19 protein-coding genes are annotated in these 19,877 nt (G+C 68.9%); 10 read left to right on the plus strand and 9 right to left on the minus strand.

The annotated features are described in order from the left end of the window. Window positions 1-18: 18 nt before the first annotated feature. The 7 genes from Q9S36_RS06060 to Q9S36_RS06090 all read right to left on the minus strand — a co-directional run bounded on the left by Q9S36_RS06060 (window position 19) and on the right by Q9S36_RS06090 (window position 8,384). Complete coding sequence (locus tag Q9S36_RS06060; RefSeq protein ID WP_311284334.1) at window positions 19-1,311, minus strand: thymidine phosphorylase; 1,293 nt, start codon at window positions 1,309-1,311, stop codon at window positions 19-21. Beyond that, the gene (locus Q9S36_RS06065; RefSeq protein ID WP_308210407.1) at window positions 1,308-1,733 is read right to left on the minus strand and encodes a cytidine deaminase; all 426 of its coding nucleotides are present in this window, start codon (window positions 1,731-1,733) and stop codon (window positions 1,308-1,310) included. The genes Q9S36_RS06060 and Q9S36_RS06065 overlap by 4 nt, the downstream gene beginning before the upstream one ends. Before the next feature lie 22 nt (window positions 1,734-1,755). After that, on the minus strand, window positions 1,756-3,042 hold the full coding sequence (locus tag Q9S36_RS06070) for an ABC transporter permease (protein ID WP_311284335.1): 1,287 nt from the start codon (window positions 3,040-3,042) through the stop codon (window positions 1,756-1,758). Then, window positions 3,039-4,349 carry an ABC transporter permease gene (locus tag Q9S36_RS06075; RefSeq protein ID WP_217531057.1) on the minus strand — a complete coding sequence of 437 codons (1,311 nt, stop codon included), beginning with the start codon at window positions 4,347-4,349 and terminating at the stop codon, window positions 3,039-3,041. The genes Q9S36_RS06070 and Q9S36_RS06075 overlap by 4 nt, the downstream gene beginning before the upstream one ends. Further along, window positions 4,346-5,860 carry an ABC transporter ATP-binding protein gene (locus Q9S36_RS06080; protein ID WP_311284336.1) on the minus strand — a complete coding sequence of 505 codons (1,515 nt, stop codon included), beginning with the start codon at window positions 5,858-5,860 and terminating at the stop codon, window positions 4,346-4,348. The genes Q9S36_RS06075 and Q9S36_RS06080 overlap by 4 nt, the downstream gene beginning before the upstream one ends. Window positions 5,861-5,971: 111 nt before the next feature. Continuing rightward, window positions 5,972-7,096 carry a BMP family protein gene (locus tag Q9S36_RS06085; protein WP_217531220.1) on the minus strand — a complete coding sequence of 375 codons (1,125 nt, stop codon included), beginning with the start codon at window positions 7,094-7,096 and terminating at the stop codon, window positions 5,972-5,974. Between the two features lie 175 nt (window positions 7,097-7,271). Further along, window positions 7,272-8,384 (minus strand): mannose-1-phosphate guanylyltransferase, encoded by a 1,113-nt coding sequence (locus Q9S36_RS06090; protein WP_311284337.1) that lies wholly within the window; start codon window positions 8,382-8,384, stop codon window positions 7,272-7,274. A 232-nt stretch (window positions 8,385-8,616) separates the two neighbouring features. On the opposite strand from Q9S36_RS06090, the gene sdhC reads away from it, so the two are divergent. Genes sdhC through Q9S36_RS06130 form a run of 8 tightly spaced genes read left to right on the plus strand, consistent with a single transcriptional unit; the run spans window position 8,617 to window position 15,682 of the window. Continuing rightward, the gene (sdhC, locus tag Q9S36_RS06095) at window positions 8,617-9,051 is read left to right on the plus strand and encodes a succinate dehydrogenase, cytochrome b556 subunit (protein ID WP_311284339.1); all 435 of its coding nucleotides are present in this window, start codon (window positions 8,617-8,619) and stop codon (window positions 9,049-9,051) included. Continuing rightward, complete coding sequence (gene sdhD, locus Q9S36_RS06100) at window positions 9,051-9,512, plus strand: succinate dehydrogenase, hydrophobic membrane anchor protein (RefSeq protein WP_311284340.1); 462 nt, start codon at window positions 9,051-9,053, stop codon at window positions 9,510-9,512. The genes sdhC and sdhD overlap by 1 nt, the downstream gene beginning before the upstream one ends. A 47-nt stretch (window positions 9,513-9,559) precedes the next feature. Beyond that, window positions 9,560-11,386, plus strand: a complete 1,827-nt coding sequence (sdhA, locus tag Q9S36_RS06105; RefSeq protein ID WP_311284341.1) for a succinate dehydrogenase flavoprotein subunit — start codon at window positions 9,560-9,562, stop codon at window positions 11,384-11,386. Next, complete coding sequence (locus Q9S36_RS06110; RefSeq protein ID WP_064001349.1) at window positions 11,386-12,153, plus strand: succinate dehydrogenase iron-sulfur subunit; 768 nt, start codon at window positions 11,386-11,388, stop codon at window positions 12,151-12,153. The genes sdhA and Q9S36_RS06110 overlap by 1 nt, the downstream gene beginning before the upstream one ends. A gap of 21 nt (window positions 12,154-12,174) precedes the next feature. Beyond that, window positions 12,175-13,338, plus strand: a complete 1,164-nt coding sequence (locus tag Q9S36_RS06115) for a YihY/virulence factor BrkB family protein (protein WP_311284342.1) — start codon at window positions 12,175-12,177, stop codon at window positions 13,336-13,338. Between the two features lie 10 nt (window positions 13,339-13,348). Next, window positions 13,349-14,188 (plus strand): exodeoxyribonuclease III, encoded by an 840-nt coding sequence (locus tag Q9S36_RS06120; protein ID WP_311284343.1) that lies wholly within the window; start codon window positions 13,349-13,351, stop codon window positions 14,186-14,188. 47 nt (window positions 14,189-14,235) lie between these two features. After that, window positions 14,236-15,240: a tryptophan--tRNA ligase gene (gene trpS / locus Q9S36_RS06125; protein WP_082886045.1), complete on the plus strand. Its 1,005-nt coding sequence runs from the start codon at window positions 14,236-14,238 to the stop codon at window positions 15,238-15,240. Next, window positions 15,233-15,682, plus strand: coding sequence for a hypothetical protein (locus Q9S36_RS06130; protein WP_311284344.1), 450 nt, complete (start codon window positions 15,233-15,235; stop codon window positions 15,680-15,682). The genes trpS and Q9S36_RS06130 overlap by 8 nt, the downstream gene beginning before the upstream one ends. A 112-nt stretch (window positions 15,683-15,794) precedes the next feature. On the opposite strand, the gene Q9S36_RS06135 is transcribed toward Q9S36_RS06130, so the two are convergent. Then, on the minus strand, window positions 15,795-16,658 hold the full coding sequence (locus Q9S36_RS06135; protein WP_311284345.1) for a DUF559 domain-containing protein: 864 nt from the start codon (window positions 16,656-16,658) through the stop codon (window positions 15,795-15,797). A gap of 201 nt (window positions 16,659-16,859) precedes the next feature. On the opposite strand from Q9S36_RS06135, the gene Q9S36_RS06140 reads away from it, so the two are divergent. Both Q9S36_RS06140 and Q9S36_RS06145 read left to right on the plus strand, forming a co-directional pair. Continuing rightward, window positions 16,860-17,417 carry a GNAT family N-acetyltransferase gene (locus Q9S36_RS06140; protein ID WP_311284347.1) on the plus strand — a complete coding sequence of 186 codons (558 nt, stop codon included), beginning with the start codon at window positions 16,860-16,862 and terminating at the stop codon, window positions 17,415-17,417. 43 nt (window positions 17,418-17,460) lie between these two features. Beyond that, a complete protein-coding gene (locus Q9S36_RS06145) occupies window positions 17,461-18,324 on the plus strand; it encodes an Fpg/Nei family DNA glycosylase (RefSeq protein WP_217531047.1) in 864 nt (287 codons plus the stop codon). Window position 18,325: 1 nt separating this feature from the next. On the opposite strand, the gene glpK is transcribed toward Q9S36_RS06145, so the two are convergent. Further along, complete coding sequence (glpK, locus tag Q9S36_RS06150; RefSeq protein ID WP_311284348.1) at window positions 18,326-19,858, minus strand: glycerol kinase GlpK; 1,533 nt, start codon at window positions 19,856-19,858, stop codon at window positions 18,326-18,328. Window positions 19,859-19,877: the final 19 nt, after the last annotated feature.

Consider the following 19,877-nt stretch of genomic DNA (forward strand, 5'->3'; position numbering starts at 1 on the left):
AGTCCTGTCGTGAGGGGGTCAGGCGGTGATGCGCTCGAGGACGAGCGGAGTGGATGCCGGCGCCTCGGCACCGATCTCCCAGGCGCCCTCGAGCGCCTCGGTGGCCCGCGCGAAGCGGTTCTCATCGTCGGCCAGCAGGGTGAACAGCGGCTGTCCGGCCGTCACGGTGTCGCCCGGCTTCACGTGCAGGTCGATGCCGGCGGCGTGGATGACGGGGTCCTGCGCACGTGCCCGGCCCGCGCCCAGGCGCCACGCGGCGATCCCGAACGGCAGGGCCTCGAGGCGCGTGATCACGCCGGACTCGGTCGCGGTGACGGTGTGCGTCTCGCGCGCGGTCGGGAGCGCGGCATCCGGGTCGCCGTCCTGCGCTTGGATCATGCGGCGCCACGAGTCCATCGCACGACCGTCCCTCAACGCGGCTTCGACGTCCGCGTCGGGATGACCGGCGAGGGCGAGCATCTCGCGGGCGAGCGCGACGGTCAGCTCGACGACATCCGCAGGGCCGCCGCCGGCGAGAACCTCGACGGACTCGCGGACCTCGTTCGCGTTGCCGATGGCGAGGCCGAGCGGCGTGTTCATGTCGGTCAGGAGGGCCGTCGTGGCGACACCCGAGTCGGTGCCGAGCGCGACCATCGTGCGGGCGAGCTCGCGCGCCTTGTCGACGTCCTGCATGAACGCACCGGAGCCGAACTTCACGTCCAGGACGAGCGAGTCGGTGCCCTCGGCGATCTTCTTGGACATGATGCTCGAGGCGATGAGCGGGATCGCCTCGACGGTGCCGGTGACGTCGCGCAGCGCGTACAGGCGCTTGTCGGCGGGGGCGAGCCCCGATCCGGCCGCGCAGATGACGGCGCCGACGCCCTGCATCTGCGCGATCATCTCGTCGTTGCTGAGCGCTGCCCGCCAGCCGGGGATGGCCTCGAGCTTGTCGAGCGTGCCGCCGGTGTGGCCGAGGCCGCGGCCCGAGAGCTGCGGCACCGCGACACCGAACGAGGCGACGAGGGGGGCCAGCGGCAGGGTGATCTTGTCGCCGACACCGCCGGTGGAGTGCTTGTCGACGGTCGACTTGCCGAGACCGGCGAAGCTCATCCGCTCACCGGAGGCGATCATCGCGTCGGTCATGACGCGGATCTCGTCGCGGCTCATGCCGTTCAGCAGCACCGCCATGGCGAAGGCCGCCATCTGCGAGTCCGCGACGTATTCGCGCGTGTAGGCGTCGATCATCCAGCGCAGGGCGTCCTCGGGGACCGCTCCCCCGTCGCGCTTGATGCGGATGACGTCGACGGCGTCGAACGCCTCGACCCCGCTCACCGGGCGGCCTCCAGATCGCGCGGACCGAAGGCGTCGGGCAGGACCTCGTCGATCGTGCGGATTCCCGACACGGTCTCGAGCAGCATCCCGGGGATCGCGAACTCGTTGAGCAGCTGCCGGCACCGTCCGCACGGCATGATCGTCTCGCCGTCGTTGTTGACGCAGACGAACGCCACGAGCTCGCCGCCGCCGGTCATGTGCAGGTTCCCGACCAGGCCGCACTCGGCGCACAGGCCGACGCCGTACGACGCGTTCTCGACGTTGCAGCCGGTCACGATCCGTCCGTCGCTCACGAGCGCCGCAGCGCCCACGCGGTAACGGGAGTACGGCGCGTACGCCTTCTCCATGGCCTCGACGGCTGCCGAACGCAGCTCATCCCAATCGATGTCGGTCACGACTTCTTCCTCTGTAGTTGAGCGGATGCCGCGGGTCGCGGCATCCCGGTCAGCCCTTGATGTAGGGCTTACCTGCGGCCGCGGGTCCGCGGATCTGACCGGCGAAACCGGCGACCGCGAGGATCGTCACGACGTACGGCAGCATCAGCATGAACTCGCTGGGGATGGGGGTGTCCAGCACGGTGAGCTGGTTCTGCAGGTTCGTCGCGAAGCCGAACAGGAGCGCGGCGAGCGTCGCACGGATCGGGTCCCACCGGCCGAAGATGACGGCCGCGAGAGCGATGAAGCCGAGCCCGGCGGTCATCTCCTTGCCGAACTGCGGGACCGAGACGAGCGTGAAGTACGCGCCGCCGATGCCGGCGATCGCACCGGCGAGCGAGACGTTCCAGAATCGCGTCGTGTTGACCTTGATGCCCACGGTGTCCGCGGCCTGAGGGTGCTCACCGACAGCGCGCAGACGCAAGCCCCACCGCGTGCGGTAGAGGCTCCACGAGACGACGGCGACCGTGACGTACATGAGGTACACGATGAAGGTCTGGTTGAACAGCACCGGACCGATGATCGGGATCTCGCTCAGGAGCGGGATCTCGATGCGGCCGAATCGCTCGGGACGGTTCAAGGTGTCCTCGTTGGGAACCAGCAATGCTCCGTAGAGGAAGCCGGTCAGACCGGTCACGAGGACGTTCAGGACGACGCCGACGATCACCTGGTCGACGAGGTACTTGATCGCGAACGCCGCGAGGACGAATGACACCAGGACACCGCCGATCATCGCCCCGATCAGGCCGACTAACGGGCTGCCCGTGATGCTCGACAGGAGCGCCGCCGAGAATGCACCGAGCAGCAGCTGGCCCTCGATGGCGACGTTGACGACGCCGACACGTTCACCGATCACACCGCCGAGCGCCCCGAACACCAGCGGGACGGACAGCGACACCGCTCCGAAGAGCAGGCTCGTCACGGGGAAGGTCCCCCCGGCGGCGGCCCACACGATGAAGGCGACGACGGCCACGACGGCGAAGACCGTGGTCAGCCATAGGGGCGTCCGACGGTAGTTCCACGCGTTCCATGCGGCGAGCGCCGTCAGGATGACGAGGACGACGACCATCGCCCAGCTCGTCGGGCCGGTCGGCACCTCGACGTTCGGGACGGCGATCGACGAGGTCGCGTCGCCGAGGCGGAAGGTCGTGACGACGCCTCGAGGGACGAGGACGAACAGCAGCGCCATTAGGACGACGACGACGGCGAAGACGATCGGCACCTTGATGTGACGCGCCGTAACGACGGTCAGCTGAATGGCGCCGTCGGATTCGACTGCGGGAGCCGGAGCGCTCATGCCGCCACCGCCTTCTTCGCGGCCTTGGCTCGCGCCTTCTCCGCCTTCTCGTTCTCGGTCTGGGGAAGGAAGAACACAGCGCGGAGCAGAGGCGGCGCCGCGATGAACAGCACGACGAGCGACTGGACCACGAGCACGATGTCGACCGGGATTCCCTGCGCCTGCATCGAGAACGACCCTGCCTTGAGCGCGCCGAACAAGATGCCCGCGGCGAAGGTCCCCCACGCGCGGCTGCGCCCGAGGAGGGCCACCGTGATCGCATCGAAGCCGATGCCGGCATCGATGGTCGCAGCGAAGCCGGTCGTGACGTTGCCCTGGATCTGGTTCATGGCGGCGAGTCCGGCGAGACCACCGGCGAAGACCATCGCGTAGATGTAGATGCGTTCGACGTTGATGCCGCCCGCGCGCGCGGCGTGCGGGTTCTCACCGACGGCGCGCATCCGGAGACCGAGGCTGGAGCGCTCGATGAGCCACCAGACGAAGACGGTGGCCAGCACCACGACGACGAAGCCCCAATCCAGCTGCGGGAACGTCGGGCCGAGAAGGTCCGGGAACTGCGCGGTCGCGGGCGTCGGCTGTGACTGCGGCTGGTTGCTGCCCTCGGCCTGCAGGAGACCCGGGGTGCGCAGCATCCACAGCAGCAAGTAGTACGCGACGTAGTTGAGCATGATCGTGAGGATCACCTCGTGCGCACCGGTGCGCGCCTTCAGCAGGCCGACGAGACCGCCCCAGATCGCTCCGCCCAGGATGCCGGCGAGCAGCGTGAGGGGCAGGTGCACGAGCAGCGGCAGGTCGAGGTTGAACGCGAAGAAGCCTGCGAACAGGGCGCCGACCAGCATCTGACCTCGCGCACCGATGTTGAACAGGCCGACTCGGAACGCCAGCGCGACGCCGAGACCGGCGGCGATCAGCGGCGCGGCGAATCCGAGCGTGTTGGTCAGCGGGCGGATCTGCGCGGAGAAGTCGGCGACGCGCGGGTTGAACACGGCGCCGCGGAAGAGCGCTTCGTAACCGGTGTAGATGGCGTTCCACGCGGCGACGAGCGTGTCGGTGGGACGCGCGAAGAAGTAGCCGCTCGTGCGCTGCACGTCCTCGTTCGTCGCCGCGATGAGTACGCCGCCAACGACCATGGCCAAAACGAAGGCGAGAATCGTCGTGACGGCGCTGCCGCGCATCAGTTCGCGGAAGAACACGTCGGTGCGAGTGGGCTGCTTCGGCTCCTTCTCCCCCGTCAGCGGACCGCTCGCGCTGGGAAGCTGCGCAGCGGGATGCGCCGCGTCGGCGGCGCCGGGCGTCGTGCCGCTCATGCAGCCACCTCCGGGTCGGTTGCGCCGGCCATCATGAGGCCGAGGGTTTCGCGGGGGGTGTCACCGGGCACGATGCCCACGACGCGCCCGCGGTACATGACAGCGATGCGGTCGGCGAGAGCGGTGACCTCGTCGAGCTCCGTCGACACCACGATGACGGGGATGCCTGCGTCGCGCGTCTCAACGATGCGCTTGTGGATGAACTCGATGGATCCGACGTCGACGCCGCGGGTCGGCTGAGCGGCGACGAAGAGTTTCAGGTCGCGGCTCATCTCGCGGGCGATGACGACCTTCTGCTGGTTTCCGCCGGACAGCGTGCCGGCAGGGGTTTCGGGACCCCTCGTGCGGATGTCGTACTCCTCGATCCGTGCACGCGCGAACGCGTCGAGTTCGGCGCGGCGGATAGTGCCCCCGCGCGAGAACGCAGGATCGGCGGTGCGGTCGAGGATGAGGTTCTCGGCGACCGAGAAGCCGCCGACGAGCCCGTCCTCCTTGCGATCCTCGGGGACGAAGCCGACACCGGCATCCAGGATGCTTCGGACGCTCTTGCCCACGAGCTCGGTGCCGTCGAGGCTGATGGAGCCCTCGGTGCGGGCGGCGAGGCCGACGATCGCCTCGACGAGCTCGGTCTGGCCGTTGCCCTGCACACCAGCGACGGCGAGGATCTCGCCGGGGCGCACATCGAACGACACCTCGTCGACGACGATGGCACCGCCGGGGGTGAGGACGCGCAGGTCACGCACCTCGAGGCCACCGGAGCTCGGCTTCGCCGGCTCCTTCTGGACAGTCAACTCGACGGCACGACCCACCATGAGGGAGGCGAGCTCCGCGTTGGTCGCCGTCGGCGACGCGGTGCCGACGATCTTGCCGAGGCGTACCACGGTGATGCGGTCGGCGACCTCGCGGACCTCACGAAGCTTGTGGGTGATGAAGACGATCGAGGTTCCCTCGTCGCGCAGCTGACGCATGATCCCCATGAGTTCATCCGTCTCCTGCGGGGTCAGGACCGCGGTCGGCTCGTCAAAGACGAGGACCTTCGCGTCGCGGGAGAGCGCCTTGATGATCTCGACCCGCTGCTGGACGCCGACGGGGAGATCGCCCACGAGGGCGTCGGGGTCGATCTGGAAGCCGAATCGGTCGGCGACAGCGCGCACGCGCGCGCGCGCCTGCGCGAGGTCGAGCTTGCCGAGGCCTGTCGTCTTCTCGTGACCGAGCATGACGTTCTCAGCGACGGTGAACACGGGGATGAGCATGAAGTGCTGGTGCACCATGCCGATGCCGGCCGCCATCGCGTCGCCGGGACCCCGGAAATTCTGGACGGCGTCGTCCAGGAGGATCTGTCCCTCATCGGCGCGATAGAGGCCGTAGAGGACGTTCATGAGAGTGGATTTGCCGGCGCCGTTCTCACCGAGAAGAGCGTGGATCTCCCCCGGCTCGACCACGAGGTCGATGTGATCGTTGGCGACGAGGCTGCCGAATCTTTTCGTGATTCCGCGGAGCTCGAGCTTCATACGAGAACCCTAACCGGCGGGTGTGTGGAAGTACCCGCCATAAAACGTTGAGCGAACGTCATTCGGGGCGGACAGCTCTGCGCTGCCCGCCCCGAATGGATGTCGTTCAGATCACGGCGAGTTCTTGGACTCCACCGTGATGTCGCCGGAGATGATCGACTTCTGGAGCGCGGCGAGCTCGTCGGTCAGACCGGAGGGGAGCTTCGACTCGAAGTCGTGGAAGCTCGAGAGCTTGACACCCTCGTTCTCCAGGGTGCCGACGTACGGCGCAGCATCGAACTCTCCGGACGACGCAGCGACCGTGGTGTCGTAGACGGCCACGTCGATCGCCTTCATGATCGAGACCAGTGTGATGTCGGAGACCGTCTCGTCGGCGACGGCGAGGTCGCTGTCGACACCGAGGATGAGAGTGTCGTCACCGCTGTCCTTGATCGCCGCTGCCGCGCTCGTGTAGATCGGACCGCCGACGGGGAGGATGACGTCGACGCCCTGGTCAAGGACCGACTGTGCGGTCTGCTTGGCGGTGTCGTTCGCGTCGAAGCCGCCGGTGAAGGCGCCCTTCTGGCCCGCAACATCCCAGCCGAACAGCTTGACGTCGGCGCCCTTGTCCTCGTTGTACTTCTCGACGCCGAGGGCGTAGCCGTCCATGAAGACCGCGACCGAGGGAATCTGGAGGCCACCGAAGGTACCGACTTTGTTGACGCCGGCCTCCGCGGACCACGCAGCGGCGGCGTAGCCGCCCAGGTAGGCAGCCTCAGCCGTGTTGAACACGAGCGGCTTGATGTTGGGGGCGTCGGTCTTGCCGTCCTGGTCGGTATCCGCGTAGTCGTCGATGATCGCGAACTGCAGGTTCGGGTTGGCCTTAGCCGCCTCGACGGTCGCGGCGGCGAGCTTGAAGCCGACCGAGACGATGAGGGTGCAGCCCTCGGAGATCGCCGTGGTCATGTTGGGCTCGTAGTCGTTGTCGTTGGTCGACTCGAACTCGAGGGGCTCGATGCCCAGCTCATCGGCGGCCTTATCCATGCCGTTCTTGGCCGACTCGTTGAAGGACTTGTCGTTCCAGCCACCAGCGTCGGAGATCAGGCAGGGCTTGAAGCCGTCGACGACGTCGCCGCCACCGGCGCCGCCGGACGACGTCGGGTTGGCCTCGGGTGCGGTACCGCAGCCAGCCAGCGCGGCGATGAGAAGCGCGGCACCGGCGATGCCGGCGAGCTTCTTCGGGTTCGAGATGGTCAAGAGTGCCTCCACGGAAGAGAACCCGCGGACTTCGCGGGTGTGCGCAACTGAAGTTACCTACTGTGACGCCGAGGACGCAGCGTGATCAGGCCGTACGCCGGAATGGTTACAAAGCCGCAATCATCCCGTCACGGGAGCGGCATCCTGCACAATTGCGAATCCCGGATGACGCCGATCAGAGCACGTCGCCGCGCCCGGTGACCTTCAGGGCGTCGACGACGCTCTTGACGCGCTGGGCGTGCTCGGCGGTGGTGACGAGCAGCGCGTCGTCGGTGTCGACGACGACGATGTCCTTCACGCCGATGATGCTGATGACCCGGCTCGTCTGCGACACCACGATGCCGCTGGCCCGGTCCGACAGCACGCGTGCGTTCTGACCGAGGATGGCCAGGTCGGTGCGGCCGCCGGAGTTGAGCTTCGCGAGGCTCGCGAAGTCGCCGACGTCGTCCCAGTCGAAGTGGCCCGGCACGACGGCGAGCCGGCCCTTCTCGGCGGCGGGCTCGGCGACGACGTAGTCGATGGCGATCTTCTCGAGCGTGGGCCAGATCCGGTCGACGGCGGGACCGCGCCGGTCGCGGTCGTCCCAGGCCTCCGCCAGCTCGACGAGCCCCGCGTGCAGGGCGGGGTTGTTGGCCTCGATTTCGGCGAGCAGCACGTCGGCCCGCGAGATGAACATGCCCGCGTTCCAGAGGTAGGAGCGGTCGGCGACGTAGGCCTTGGCGGTCTCGAGATCGGGCTTCTCGACGAAGCGCTCGACCAGCGAGGCATCCCGGGCGCCGTCGACGATCAACTCGCCGCCCCTCTTGATGTAGCCGAAGCCCACGGCGGGCTCGGAGGGCTGGATGCCGATCGTGCAGATGTACCCCTCGCGGGCCACCTCGACGGCGTCGCGTACCGCGAACTCGAAGACGCGAGATCCGCGGATGACGTGGTCGGCGGCGAAGGAGCCGATGACGACGTCGGGATGCCGGCGGTGCAGGATCGCCGCTGCGAGACCGATCGCCGCGGCCGAGTCCCGCGGCTCGGACTCGAGGATGACGTTCTTGTCGGGGATGCCCGGCAGTTGCGCCTCGACCGCGGCACGGTGGGCGCGCCCGGTGACGACGGCGATCCGGTCGGGGCCGGCGAGGGGCTCGAGCCGGTTCCAGGTGTCGCGCAGCAGCGAATGCCCCGAGCCGGTGAGGTCGTGGAGGAACTTCGGCGCATCCGCCCGTGAGAGCGGCCACAGCCGCGAACCGACGCCTCCGGCGGGGATCACGGCGTAGAAGTCCTCGATGTGTTCGACCATGCTCCGAACCCTACCGGCCGCTCGTGACGCCCCCGTTCCGGACGCATGACGACGACGGTCGGCCGAGGCCGCGCCCGTGACCAAGATGTTCTAAGGCTCCCCTTCCTCGCCCGGCACCTTCAGGGCCGCTTAGGATGGACGCTGCGCCCGCTTGCGACGATGGGCGACATTCCCTCGGGATGCCGTGACCTCGCCGCGCAGCGCGACCCATCTCACCCAAGGGAGGACGACCGTGTCTGCACCAGCACGCGTCACGCCGTCGGTAGCTGAGACCACGTCCAAGACCCCGCGCGGCACGCTGTACCGCGGCAACGAGGGCATGTGGTCGTGGGTGCTGCACCGCATCACCGGCATCGCCATCTTCTTCTTCCTGCTCGTGCATGTGCTCGACACGGCCCTCATCCGGGTCTCCCCCGACGCATACAACGCAGTCATCGGCACGTACAAGAACCCGATCATGGGTCTCGGCGAGGTCGCGCTGGTCGCCGCCATCGTGTACCACGCGTTCAACGGGCTCCGCATCATCGCGGTCGACCTGTGGCCGTGGGCCACGCGCCACCAGCGTCAACTGTGGTGGGGCGTCCTCGCCGTCTGGGCCGTCGCGCTCGTCGGGTTCTCCGCCCGCCACCTTCCGAACGTCTTCTCGCACATGGGAGGCGAGCGCTGATGACCGCCGACACCCTCGTCGCGCCCCGCACCCCGCAGGGCAAGGCCGCCGTCCGCAAGAAGGGACCGAACCTCGAGAAGTGGGGCTGGGTCTTCATGCGCGTCTCGGGCGTGCTGCTGATCGTGCTCATCTTCGGCCACCTCTTCGTCAACCTGATGGTCGGCGACGGCATCTCGGCGCTCGACTTCGCCTTCGTGGCGGGCAAGTTCGCGAACCCGTTCTGGCAGATCTGGGACGTGCTGATGCTGTGGCTCGCGTTCATCCACGGCACGAATGGCATGCGGACGATCGTCAACGACTACGTCACCAACGCGAAGGTGCGGAAGGTGCTCGTCACCAGCCTGTGGGTCGTCGCCGGATTCATGATCCTGCTGGGCACCCTCGTCGTCTTCACCTTCGACCCCTGCATCCCGAACCTCGACGGCAGCATCGTCGCCGAGGTCTGCAAGGCGCAGGGCTGAGCCGGTACGACCGGCCCGCATACGGATAGAACAGAGGCAATCGTCACGTGAGCACTCAGACCGCGGACTCCGTCGTCAAGGACGGCGTCCACTACCACCAGTTCGATGTCGTCATCGTCGGCGCCGGCGGCGCGGGCATGCGCGCCGCGATCGAGGCGGGTCCCGGGGCCAAGACCGCCGTCATCACGAAGCTCTACCCCACGCGCAGCCACACCGGCGCGGCGCAGGGTGGCATGGCTGCGGCGCTGGCGAACGTCGAAGAGGACTCGTGGGAGTGGCACACCTTCGACACCGTCAAGGGCGGCGACTACCTCGTCGACCAGGACGCGGCCGAGATCCTCGCGAAGGAGGCCATCGACGCGGTCATCGACCTCGAGAACATGGGCCTGCCCTTCAACCGCACGCCCGACGGCAAGATCGACCAGCGCCGGTTCGGCGGCCACACCGCCGAGCACGGCAAGAACCCGGTCCGCCGCGCCTGCTACGCCGCCGACCGCACCGGCCACATGATCCTGCAGACGCTGTTCCAGAACTGCGTCAAGCTCGGCATCAACTTCTTCAACGAGTTCTACGCGCTCGACCTGATCACGGTGAAGGATGCCGTGGGTCGCACCGGCATCGCGGGTGTCGTCGCCTACGAGCTCGCCACCGGCGACCTGCACGTCTTCCACGCGAAGGCCGTCATCTTCGCCACCGGCGGCTTCGGCAAGATCTTCAAGACCACCTCGAACGCGCACACCCTGACCGGTGACGGCGTCGGCATCGTGTGGCGCAAGGGTCTGCCGCTCGAGGACATCGAGTTCTTCCAGTTCCACCCGACAGGCCTGGCAGGCCTCGGCATCCTCCTCACCGAGGGTGCCCGCGGCGAGGGCGCGATCCTCCGCAACGCCTCGGGTGAGCGCTTCATGGAGCGCTACGCCCCCACCATCAAGGACCTCGCCCCCCGCGACATCGTCGCCCGGTGCATGGTCAAGGAGGTCCTCGAGGGCCGCGGCGCCGGCCCGAACAAGGACTACGTCTACCTGGACTGCACGCACCTCGGCGCAGAGGTCCTCGAGACCAAGCTCCCCGACATCACCGAGTTCGCCCGCACCTACCTGGGTGTCGACCCGGTCGTCGAGCCGGTGCCGGTCATGCCGACCGCGCACTACGCGATGGGCGGCATCCCGACCAACACCAAGGGCGAGGTCCTCGCCGACAACGACACCATCGTCCCCGGCCTCTACGCCGCCGGGGAGTGCGCGTGCGTGTCGGTGCACGGTGCGAACCGTCTCGGCACGAACTCGCTGCTCGACATCAACGTCTTCGGCAAGCGCTCGGGCCAGAATGCGGTCGAGTACGTGAAGACGGCCGAGTTCATGCCCCTCCCCGAGGACCCCGCGAAGGAGGTCCGCGAGATGATCGAGGGCCTGCGGAACAACACCGGCACCGAGCGCATCTCCACCCTCCGCAAGAAGCTGCAGGAGGAGATGGACGCCAACGCCCAGGTGTTCCGCACCGAGGAGACGCTCACCAACGTCATGGGCACGATCAACGACCTGCGCGAGCGGTACAAGAAAGTCCACGTCGACGACAAGGGCAAGCGGTACAACACCGACCTGCTCGAAGCCGTCGAGCTGGGCTTCCTGCTCGACATCGCCGAGATCGTCGCCTACGCCGCCCGCAACCGGCGTGAGAGCCGTGGCGGTCACATGCGCGAGGACTACCCCGACCGCGACGACGAGAAGTACATGCAGCACACGATGGCCTACCTCACGGGCGACCCGCACTCCGCGAACCCCGAGGACCACATCCGCCTGGACTGGAAGCCGGTCGTGTTCACCAAGAACGAGCAGGGCGAGTACAACTACCCGCCGATGGAGAGGAAGTACTGATGACCATCGTCGATTCCGACGCTCCGACCGGCACGCAGGAGTCCACGGACTCCGGCATCCAGTCGTACCTGGTCACCTTCATCATCCGGCGCTTCGACCCCGAAGTGGATGCGGAGCCCCGCTGGGTGGACTACGACGTCGAGATGTACCCGACCGACCGCGTGCTCGACGCGCTGCACCGCATCAAGTGGGACGTCGACGGGACGCTCAGCTTCCGCCGCTCGTGCGCCCACGGCATCTGCGGCTCGGACGCCATGCGCATCAACGGCCGCAACCGCCTCGCCTGCAAGACGCTGATCAAGGACCTCGACATCTCGAAGCCGATCTACGTCGAGGCGATCAAGGGCCTGCCGCTCGAGAAGGACCTCATCGTCGACATGGACCCGTTCTTCGAGTCCTTCCGCGACGTGCAGCCCTTCCTGCAGGCGAACACCGCGCCCGAGCCGGGCAAGGAGCGCATCCAGTCCATCAAGGATCGCGCCGTCTACGACGACACCACCAAGTGCATCCTCTGCGCCGCGTGCACCTCGTCGTGCCCCGTGTTCTGGACCGACGGTCAGTACTTCGGCCCCGCCGCGATCGTCAACGCGCACCGCTTCATCTTCGACTCGCGCGACGATGCGGGCGACGTGCGCCTCGACATCCTCAACGACAAGGAGGGCGTGTGGCGCTGCCGCACGACCTTCAACTGCACCGAGGCCTGCCCCCGCGGCATCGAGATCACGAAGGCCATCGCCGAGGTCAAGCAGGCGGTCCTGCGCGGCTGAACCGGCCGATAGCCTCGAGGCGTGACCTCGGACGACACGACGCCTCCCCTGCGCGAGCGGTGGGAGGCGTCTCGTCTTCGTGAGCGCCTCGATCAGCCGATCGAGCGGGCCGCCCAGCTCACCCGGGCGACGGTCGCGTCGTTCCCGGTGCGGGTGTGGCGGCACTTCCTGCGTCGGAACGGGTTCCTGCTGGCGGCATCCATCAGCTACCAGTCCCTGTTCGCGCTGTTCGCGACGCTGTACTCGGCGTTCGCCGTGGTCGGCCTGTGGCTCGGCGGGTCGCAGGCGGCGATCGACGGCCTCATCCGGGTCGTCAACTCCTACATCCCGGGCTTCATCGGTGAGGCGGGGCCCGTGGATCCCGACGACGTGGCGTCGATCGCCCGCGACAGCGGCAGCCTGCTCGCCGTCACCGGAACGATCGCCCTCGGTGTCGCCGTGTGGACCGCCATCGGGTTCGTCACCTTCACCCGACGGGCCGTCCGCAACATCTTCGGGCTGCCGTTCGACACCCGCAGCTTCGTGCTGCTGAAACTCGGCGACCTCGTCGCGGCGATCCTGTTCGGCGCCGCGCTCGTCCTCGGCGCCGGCCTGGGGCTGGTCGCCGGCGGTGTCCTGACGCAGGCGTTGCGGTGGCTGGAGGTCGACGTGCCCTCATCGGCCGCCGAACTCGCCAGCCGGATCGGGTCGGTCGTCGTCAGCGTCGCGCTCAACTCCGCCGCTCTGACGCTGCTGATCCGCTTCCTCACCGGGACCTCGCTGCCGTGGCGCTCCATCATCCCCGGGGCGACCGCCGGCGGCGCGACGCTCGCGCTCCTGCAGCTGGGCTTCGGTTTCCTCGCCGCCTACTCCCCCACCAACCCCCTGCTCGCCACCTTCTCCGTCGTCGTCGGTCTGCTGCTGTGGCTGCGTCTGGCCGGGATCGTGATGCTCGTCGCGGCATCCTGGATCGGGGTCGCGGTTCGGGATGCCGACATCCCCCTCGCGCCCCCGACCGCCGAGCAGCAGCGCGCCGCAGAGCGCGAGGCGCTGCGGGTCGTCGCCGAGGCGGGCGTGCGCGAGGCCCGGTCGGCGCTCTCCCGCGCGCGCTGGTGGGAACGCCCCGGCGCGCGCCGGGACCTGCGCCGCGCCGAGGACCTGCTCGCGCAGACCCGCGGCACGACCGGTGTCGGCGGCCCCGCTTAGGCTGAACGGCGTGCCTCGAACCGTCCGCATCGCCTCCGTCAACGTCAACGGCATCCGCGCCGCCGCCCGGAAGGGCATGCACGGCTGGCTCGAAACGGCGGGGGTCGACATCCTCACGCTGCAGGAGGTGCGGGCCGAGGCATCCGATCTCGCCGCCGCCCTGCCCGGCTGGCACATCGTGAACGACGAAGCCCTCGCGAAGGGGCGTGCCGGCGTCGCCATCGCCGCCCGCGAGCCGCTGGACGTCTGGCGCATCGAGCTGGGCGACGACACGCTCGACTCGAAGGGACGCTGGGTCGAAGCCGACATCGAGGTCGAGGGCGAGAGCCTCACGGTCGTCAGCGCCTACGTCTTCACCGGCGAGGCCGGCACCGAGAAGCAGGCCGCGAAGTACGCGTTCCTCGACGCAATGGAAGAGCGGATGCCGCACCTCGGCGACCTCGCGCTCATCACCGGCGACCTCAACGTCGGCCATCGCGAGCTCGACATCCGCAATTGGAAGGGCAACGTCAAGAAGGCCGGCTTCCTGCCCCGCGAGCGGGCGTACTTCGACCGGTTCACCGCACCCGCGGGCGAGACCGTCACCTCGGTCGACGGCGAGAGCGGTCGCGGCCTCGGCTGGGTCGACGTCGGGCGCTCGTTCGCCGGAGAGATCGACGGGCCGTACACGTGGTGGTCGAACCGCGGCAAGGCGTTCGACAACGACACCGGCTGGCGCATCGACTACCACCTCGCGACCACCGAACTCGCGACCCGCGCGACCGATTACCACGTCGTCCGGGCGCCCTCCTGGGACACGCGCTGGAGCGACCACGCGCCCGTCGTGGCCGACTACACGCTCGGCGGCTGAAGCCGGCGGCGAAGGGCGCGGCATCCGTTCGCGCCTAGGATCGTAGGGTGAGCAAACCCCGCCTGTACTCCGGAATGCAGCCCTCCGCCGACTCCCTCCAGATCGGCAACTACATCGGGGCGCTCATGCAGTGGCGGGACCTGCAGGAGTCCTACGACGCGTTCTTCTCGGTCGTCGACCTGCACGCCCTCACCCAGCCGAACGACCCCGCCGAGCTGCGGGAGAAGACCCGGCGGACCGCGGCGCAGTACATCGCCGCGGGCATCGAGCCGTCGAAGTCGACGCTGTACGTGCAGTCGCACGTGCGTGCGCACGCCGAGCTCGCCTGGGTGCTGTCGACCGTGACCGGCTTCGGCGAAGCGAACCGGATGACCCAGTTCAAGGACAAGTCGGCTCGCTACGGCACCGACGCCACGAACGTCGGTCTGTTCACCTATCCGATCCTCATGGCCGCCGACATCCTGCTGTACCAGACCGACATCGTGCCCGTCGGCGACGACCAGAAGCAGCACGTCGAACTGACCCGCACGTTGGCGGAGCGCTTCAACGGCCGCTACGGCGAGGCGTTCCGCGTGCCGATGCCGGTGATCCAGAAGGACACCGCCCGCATCTACGACCTGCAGAACCCGACGTCCAAGATGTCGAAGTCCGCCGAATCGGATGCCGGTGTGCTCTGGCTCCTGGACGACCCGTCGAAGTCGGCGAAGAAGGTCATGCGCGCCGTCACGGACTCGGAGGGTGTCGTCCGGTACGACCGCGAGGCCAAGCCCGGGGTGTCGAACCTGCTCGTGATCTACGCCGCTCTGACGGGGCGGCAGATCCCCTCGATCGAGGACGAGTACGCCGGCCGCGGCTACGGCGACTTCAAGAAGGGGCTCGCCGAGGTCGTCGTGTCGGAGTTCGGTCCCGTGCGCGAGCGGGCGCTCGAACTGCTCGACGACCCGGCCGAGCTCGACCGGGTGCTCGCCGCCAACGCGGCGCGCGCCGACGAGGTCGCCGACCGCACCCTGAACGACGTGTACGACAAGCTCGGACTGCTGCGACGTGTCTGAGGAACCGAGGCTCAGCCCCGCGCCGGAGCTCGTCGCCGCGATCGACGCGGCGGCCGGCCCGTCCATGGCCGCGCCCGACGACAGCGCCGCGCAGGAACGCCTGTGGCGGGCGGTGTTCGCGCTCGAGAAGTGGATCTTCATCGCCCGCGGCACCGACGAGGAGCCCACGCCGTTCGCCGCCTCGACCGAGCAGGGTCCGGCGATCTTCGCCTTCTCGACGCCGGAGCGTGCACAGGCCGCTGCGGCGGGCTTCGGCATCCCGCCCGAGGAGACCGGCAGGCTGCTGGCCGTGCCGTTGCCGGATGCCGCAGGGTGGGTCGCCTCCTACGCCGAGGCCGGCGTCGCCTCGATGGTGTTCGACGCCCCCGCGATCGGCGCCATGGCCCCGCTGGCGAACCTGGCCGCGATGGCAGTCTGGATCCAGCAGCACCCCGAGGGCTGACGCCGCACGAGCGCGGAGTGCACGACGGTTCGCGTACCGGATGCAGGTTCAGACGCGCATTCAGGACGTTTCCGACCGCATCACCGACGCTGAACCTGCGTTCGGCACAGCGTCAGCGTCGCCGCGCGCGCAGCAATCCCCCCACCGCTGCAACCACCCGGTCGGGATTCCACATGATGTCGGCCGCCATCGGCCGAAGCGTCGTGTAGCCGAGTGCAGCGAGCGCCAGGTCGCGGCCTCGGTCGACCCGGTGGGCGAGCGGACCGGAATGGTGCGCATCACTGTCGCACTCGACGACAAGCCATCCGTCGACGAGCAGATCGACCCTCCCCACGCCGTCGATCCTCACCTGCAACTCCACCCTCACGCCGAGGCGACGCAAGATGAGGCGCATCAACGACTCCGGCCCGGACTCGGCTCGGCCGTCGAGCAGATTCCGGATGACGCGGTACTTCCGAGGCACGGCGGCGAAGACGAGATCGAGCTCAGACGGAGCGACCAGGCCCCGGTGCAGGGCACTGTCGAGGGTCGCCACAGCCGCCGCGGGTGGCTGGCAGACGATCGCGTGGGCGAGGAGGTCCCATGGGTGAGAAATGCCGGCGCCGGAAGGTCGCTGCCCGATCGGTGGCGACCAGTGCCGGAAGGCTCCCTCCTGCGGTATCCGGAGGCGAGCCGCGTGCGGCGGGACGTGCACATGCAGATCCTCCGATGCGAGGGTGAATATCCCCAAGAGCCGGAGCGCGCTCACGCAGGTCAGTCGACCGCCGACGCGCGCGGCGCGGATGACATCGACCGGCGCGTCCGAGGCGACGTACCGGCCGCGACGGACCGCCAGGATCATGCCATCCGCCGCAGCCCGCGCGATCGACCGTTTCGACATCCCTGCCGAACGGAGTTCGTGCGCGGTCTGTGACCGGACGGCGAGGAGGGTCTCTGCTTCGGCGGCGAAGGCACGCCGATCGTGCGACGAGGTCATGCGACGACGCTCCCCGACACCGCCCAGTGCGCAGCCTGCTTCGGCGGGAAATGTGGTCGGTCGTTCCGAAGACGACCTCGGGGAGGAGTCTCCGTGCCGAATGCAGGAGGAGAAGGCGAATACATCGACGAACGCCGTCCACGGCGCATCTGCACCTGCATCCGGAACGGAAGACGGCACGTGCGTGGATAGGGTCGGAGGATGGAACCGGTGACCCTGCGGACCGCACGGCTCGAGCTGTCGGTGCCGACGGCGGACGACGTCGACGCGATCACCGCCGCGGCGCAGGACCCCGAGGTGCCGCGGTGGACGACGCTCCCTGCGCCGTACGAGCGTCGCGACGCCGAGGAGTTCATCGCCAAGGCCGCCGCCTGGTGGGACGAGGAGAGCGAACTCACCTGGGGTATACGCACCGAGGGCCGCTGGATCGGCATGATCGGGCTGCACCGGTTCGAGAAGCAGGGGTCCGCCGAGATCGGGTTCTGGATGGATGCCGCGGCCCGCGGCCACGGCTACCTCACCGAGGCGGCGACCGCCGTGATCGACGCGGGCTTCGCCGAACCGCTCCGGCTCGCGCGCATCCAGTGGCGCGCGATCGTCGGCAACGTCCCGTCGGCGCGCGTCGCTCAGAAGCTCGGCTTCCGGTACGAGGGCCTCCTCCGGCAGGGTCTGAACGACCCCCGCGGACGCCACGACGGCTGGATCGCAGGGCTCCTGCCGACCGACGCCCGCACCCCGGTGCCCTGGCCGGTGATCTGACAACCCCCTCACCGCAGTCGGACCGGGGTGGCAGGATGACCGCATGCCTGAGATGCCCGAGGTGCAGGGACTGGTCGACTTCCTCCGCGAGCGCGCGACGGGACTGACCGTCACGAAGGTGTCGGTCGCGAACATCGCCGCGCTGAAGACGTACGACCCGCCGATCGACGCGATGACGGGCGCGACGGTGACGGGTGCGCAGCGGCACGGCAAGTTCGTCGACCTCGAGACGGATGCCGGTGCCCACCTCATCTTCCATCTCGCCAAGGCGGGCTGGTTGCGGTGGTACGACCAGCTTCCCGCAACTGTGATCCGACCGGGGAAGACCCCGATCGCCCTGCGGGTGGGTTTCGACGACGGCTCCGGGTTCGACCTGACGGAGGCCGGCACCAAGAAGTCGCTCGCGTACTACGCCGCGCGTTCCCCCGCCGACGTCCCGGGGATCGCACGCCTCGGTCCCGATCCGCTCGACGACGGATTCACCCGCGACACGCTCGCGGAGCTCCTCGCCGGACGCCGGACGCAGATCAAGGGCGTCCTGCGCGACCAGTCGATCATCGCCGGCATCGGCAACGCCTACTCCGACGAGATCCTCCACGCCGCGAAGATGTCTCCCTACGCCCTGGCGGCAACGCTGACGGATGCCGAGATCGATCGGCTCTACGCCGCGATGCAGCAGACGCTCGCCGAGGCGGTGGCCGCGGCATCCGGCAAACCGCCCGCCGACCTCAAGGACGCCAAACGGCGCGGGATGGCCGTCCACGGCCGCCGCGGCGAGGCGTGCCCGGTGTGCGGCGACGAGGTGCGGTCGGTCTTCTTCGCCGACAACAGCCTCGAGTACTGCCCGACGTGCCAGACGGGCGGCAAGATCCTCGCCGACCGCCGGCTGTCGCGGCTGCTGAAGTAGCTCAGACGGTCCCGGCGAGCACGCGCGCGTCGTCGTCGACCCATCCCATGGACTTCTCGACGGCCTTGGCCCACAGGCGGCAGCGGCGGTCCCGCTCGTCGGGATCCATCTGCGGCTCGAACCGGCAGTCCTCCTGCCAGTAGCCGCGCAGGGCGTCCTTCCCCGACCAGACGCCGACGGCCAGTCCCGCGGCGTACGCGGCGCCGAGGGCCGTGGTCTCGACGACCTTCGGGCGGACGACGGGGATGCCCAGGATGTCGGCCTGGAACTGCATGAGCAGGTCGTTGCGCGTCATCCCGCCGTCGACGCGCAGCTCCTCGAGCTCGCGACCGGTGTCGGAGACGACGGCCGCGATGACGTCGCGCGTCTGGAACGCGGTGGCCTCGAGAGCGGCCCGCGCGATGTGGGCCTTCGTGACGTAGCGGGTGAGGCCGACGAGCGCGCCACGGGCGTCGGGGCGCCAGTACGGCGCGAACAGGCCCGAGAAGGCGGGCACGAAGTAGGCGCCGCCGTTGTCCTCGACGGTGCGGGCGAGCCGTTCGACCTCGGTGGACTCGGAGATGATCCCGAGGTTGTCGCGCAGCCACTGCACGAGCGAACCGGTGACGGCGATCGAACCCTCGAGCGCGTAGTGCGGCGGCTCGTCCCCGAGGCGGTAGGCGACCGTGGTGATGAGGCCGGCATCCGAGCGCACCAGCTCGGTACCGGTGCCCACGAGCAGGAAGTTGCCGGTGCCGTAGGTGTTCTTGGACTGCCCGGCGTCGAAGGCGGCCTGACCGAAGGTCGCCGCCTGCTGGTCGCCGAGGATGCCCGCGATGCGGATGCCGCGGGCGACGCGCGGTTGCACGACCTCGCCGTAGACCTCGGACGACGAGCGGATCTCGGGCAGCATCTCGCGAGGGATGTCCCACACCTGCAGCATCTCGTCCGACCAGTCGAGCGTGGCCAGGTCCATGAGCAGGGTGCGGCTCGCATTGGTGACGTCGGTGATGTGGATGCCGCCGTCGCTGCCGCCCGTGAGGTTCCAGACGACCCAGGTGTCGGGCGTCCCGAAGAGCAGGTCGCCGCGGCGTGCCGCCTCGCGCGCCCCGTCGACGTGGTCGAGGATCCATGCGATCTTCGACGCCGAGAAGTACGACGCGAGCGGGAGCCCGGTCACCTCGGCGAAGGCGTCGACCCCGCGCGCCTCGATGAGGCGGTCGATCGCGGGCTGCGTGCGGGTGTCCTGCCAGACGAGGGCGTTGTGGATCGGCCGGCCGGTGCGACGGTCCCAGACGATCGCCGTCTCGCGCTGATTGGTGACGCCGATCGCGGCGACGTCGGCGGCGGACAGGCCCACCTGCCCGAGCGCGTTGGCGAGCACCCATTCGGTGTTCGTCCAGATCTCGACCGGGTCGTGCTCGACCCTGCCGGCACGCGGGAAGATCTGCTCGTGCTCCCGTTGCGCGGTCGCGACGAGGGTGCCCTCCCCGTCGAACACGATCGCTCGTGTCGAGGTCGTTCCCTGGTCGATGGCGATCACGTGATCGGTCACGTCTCGTCTCCTCTTCGAG

Source organism: Microbacterium sp. ARD31 (genome assembly GCF_031844425.1).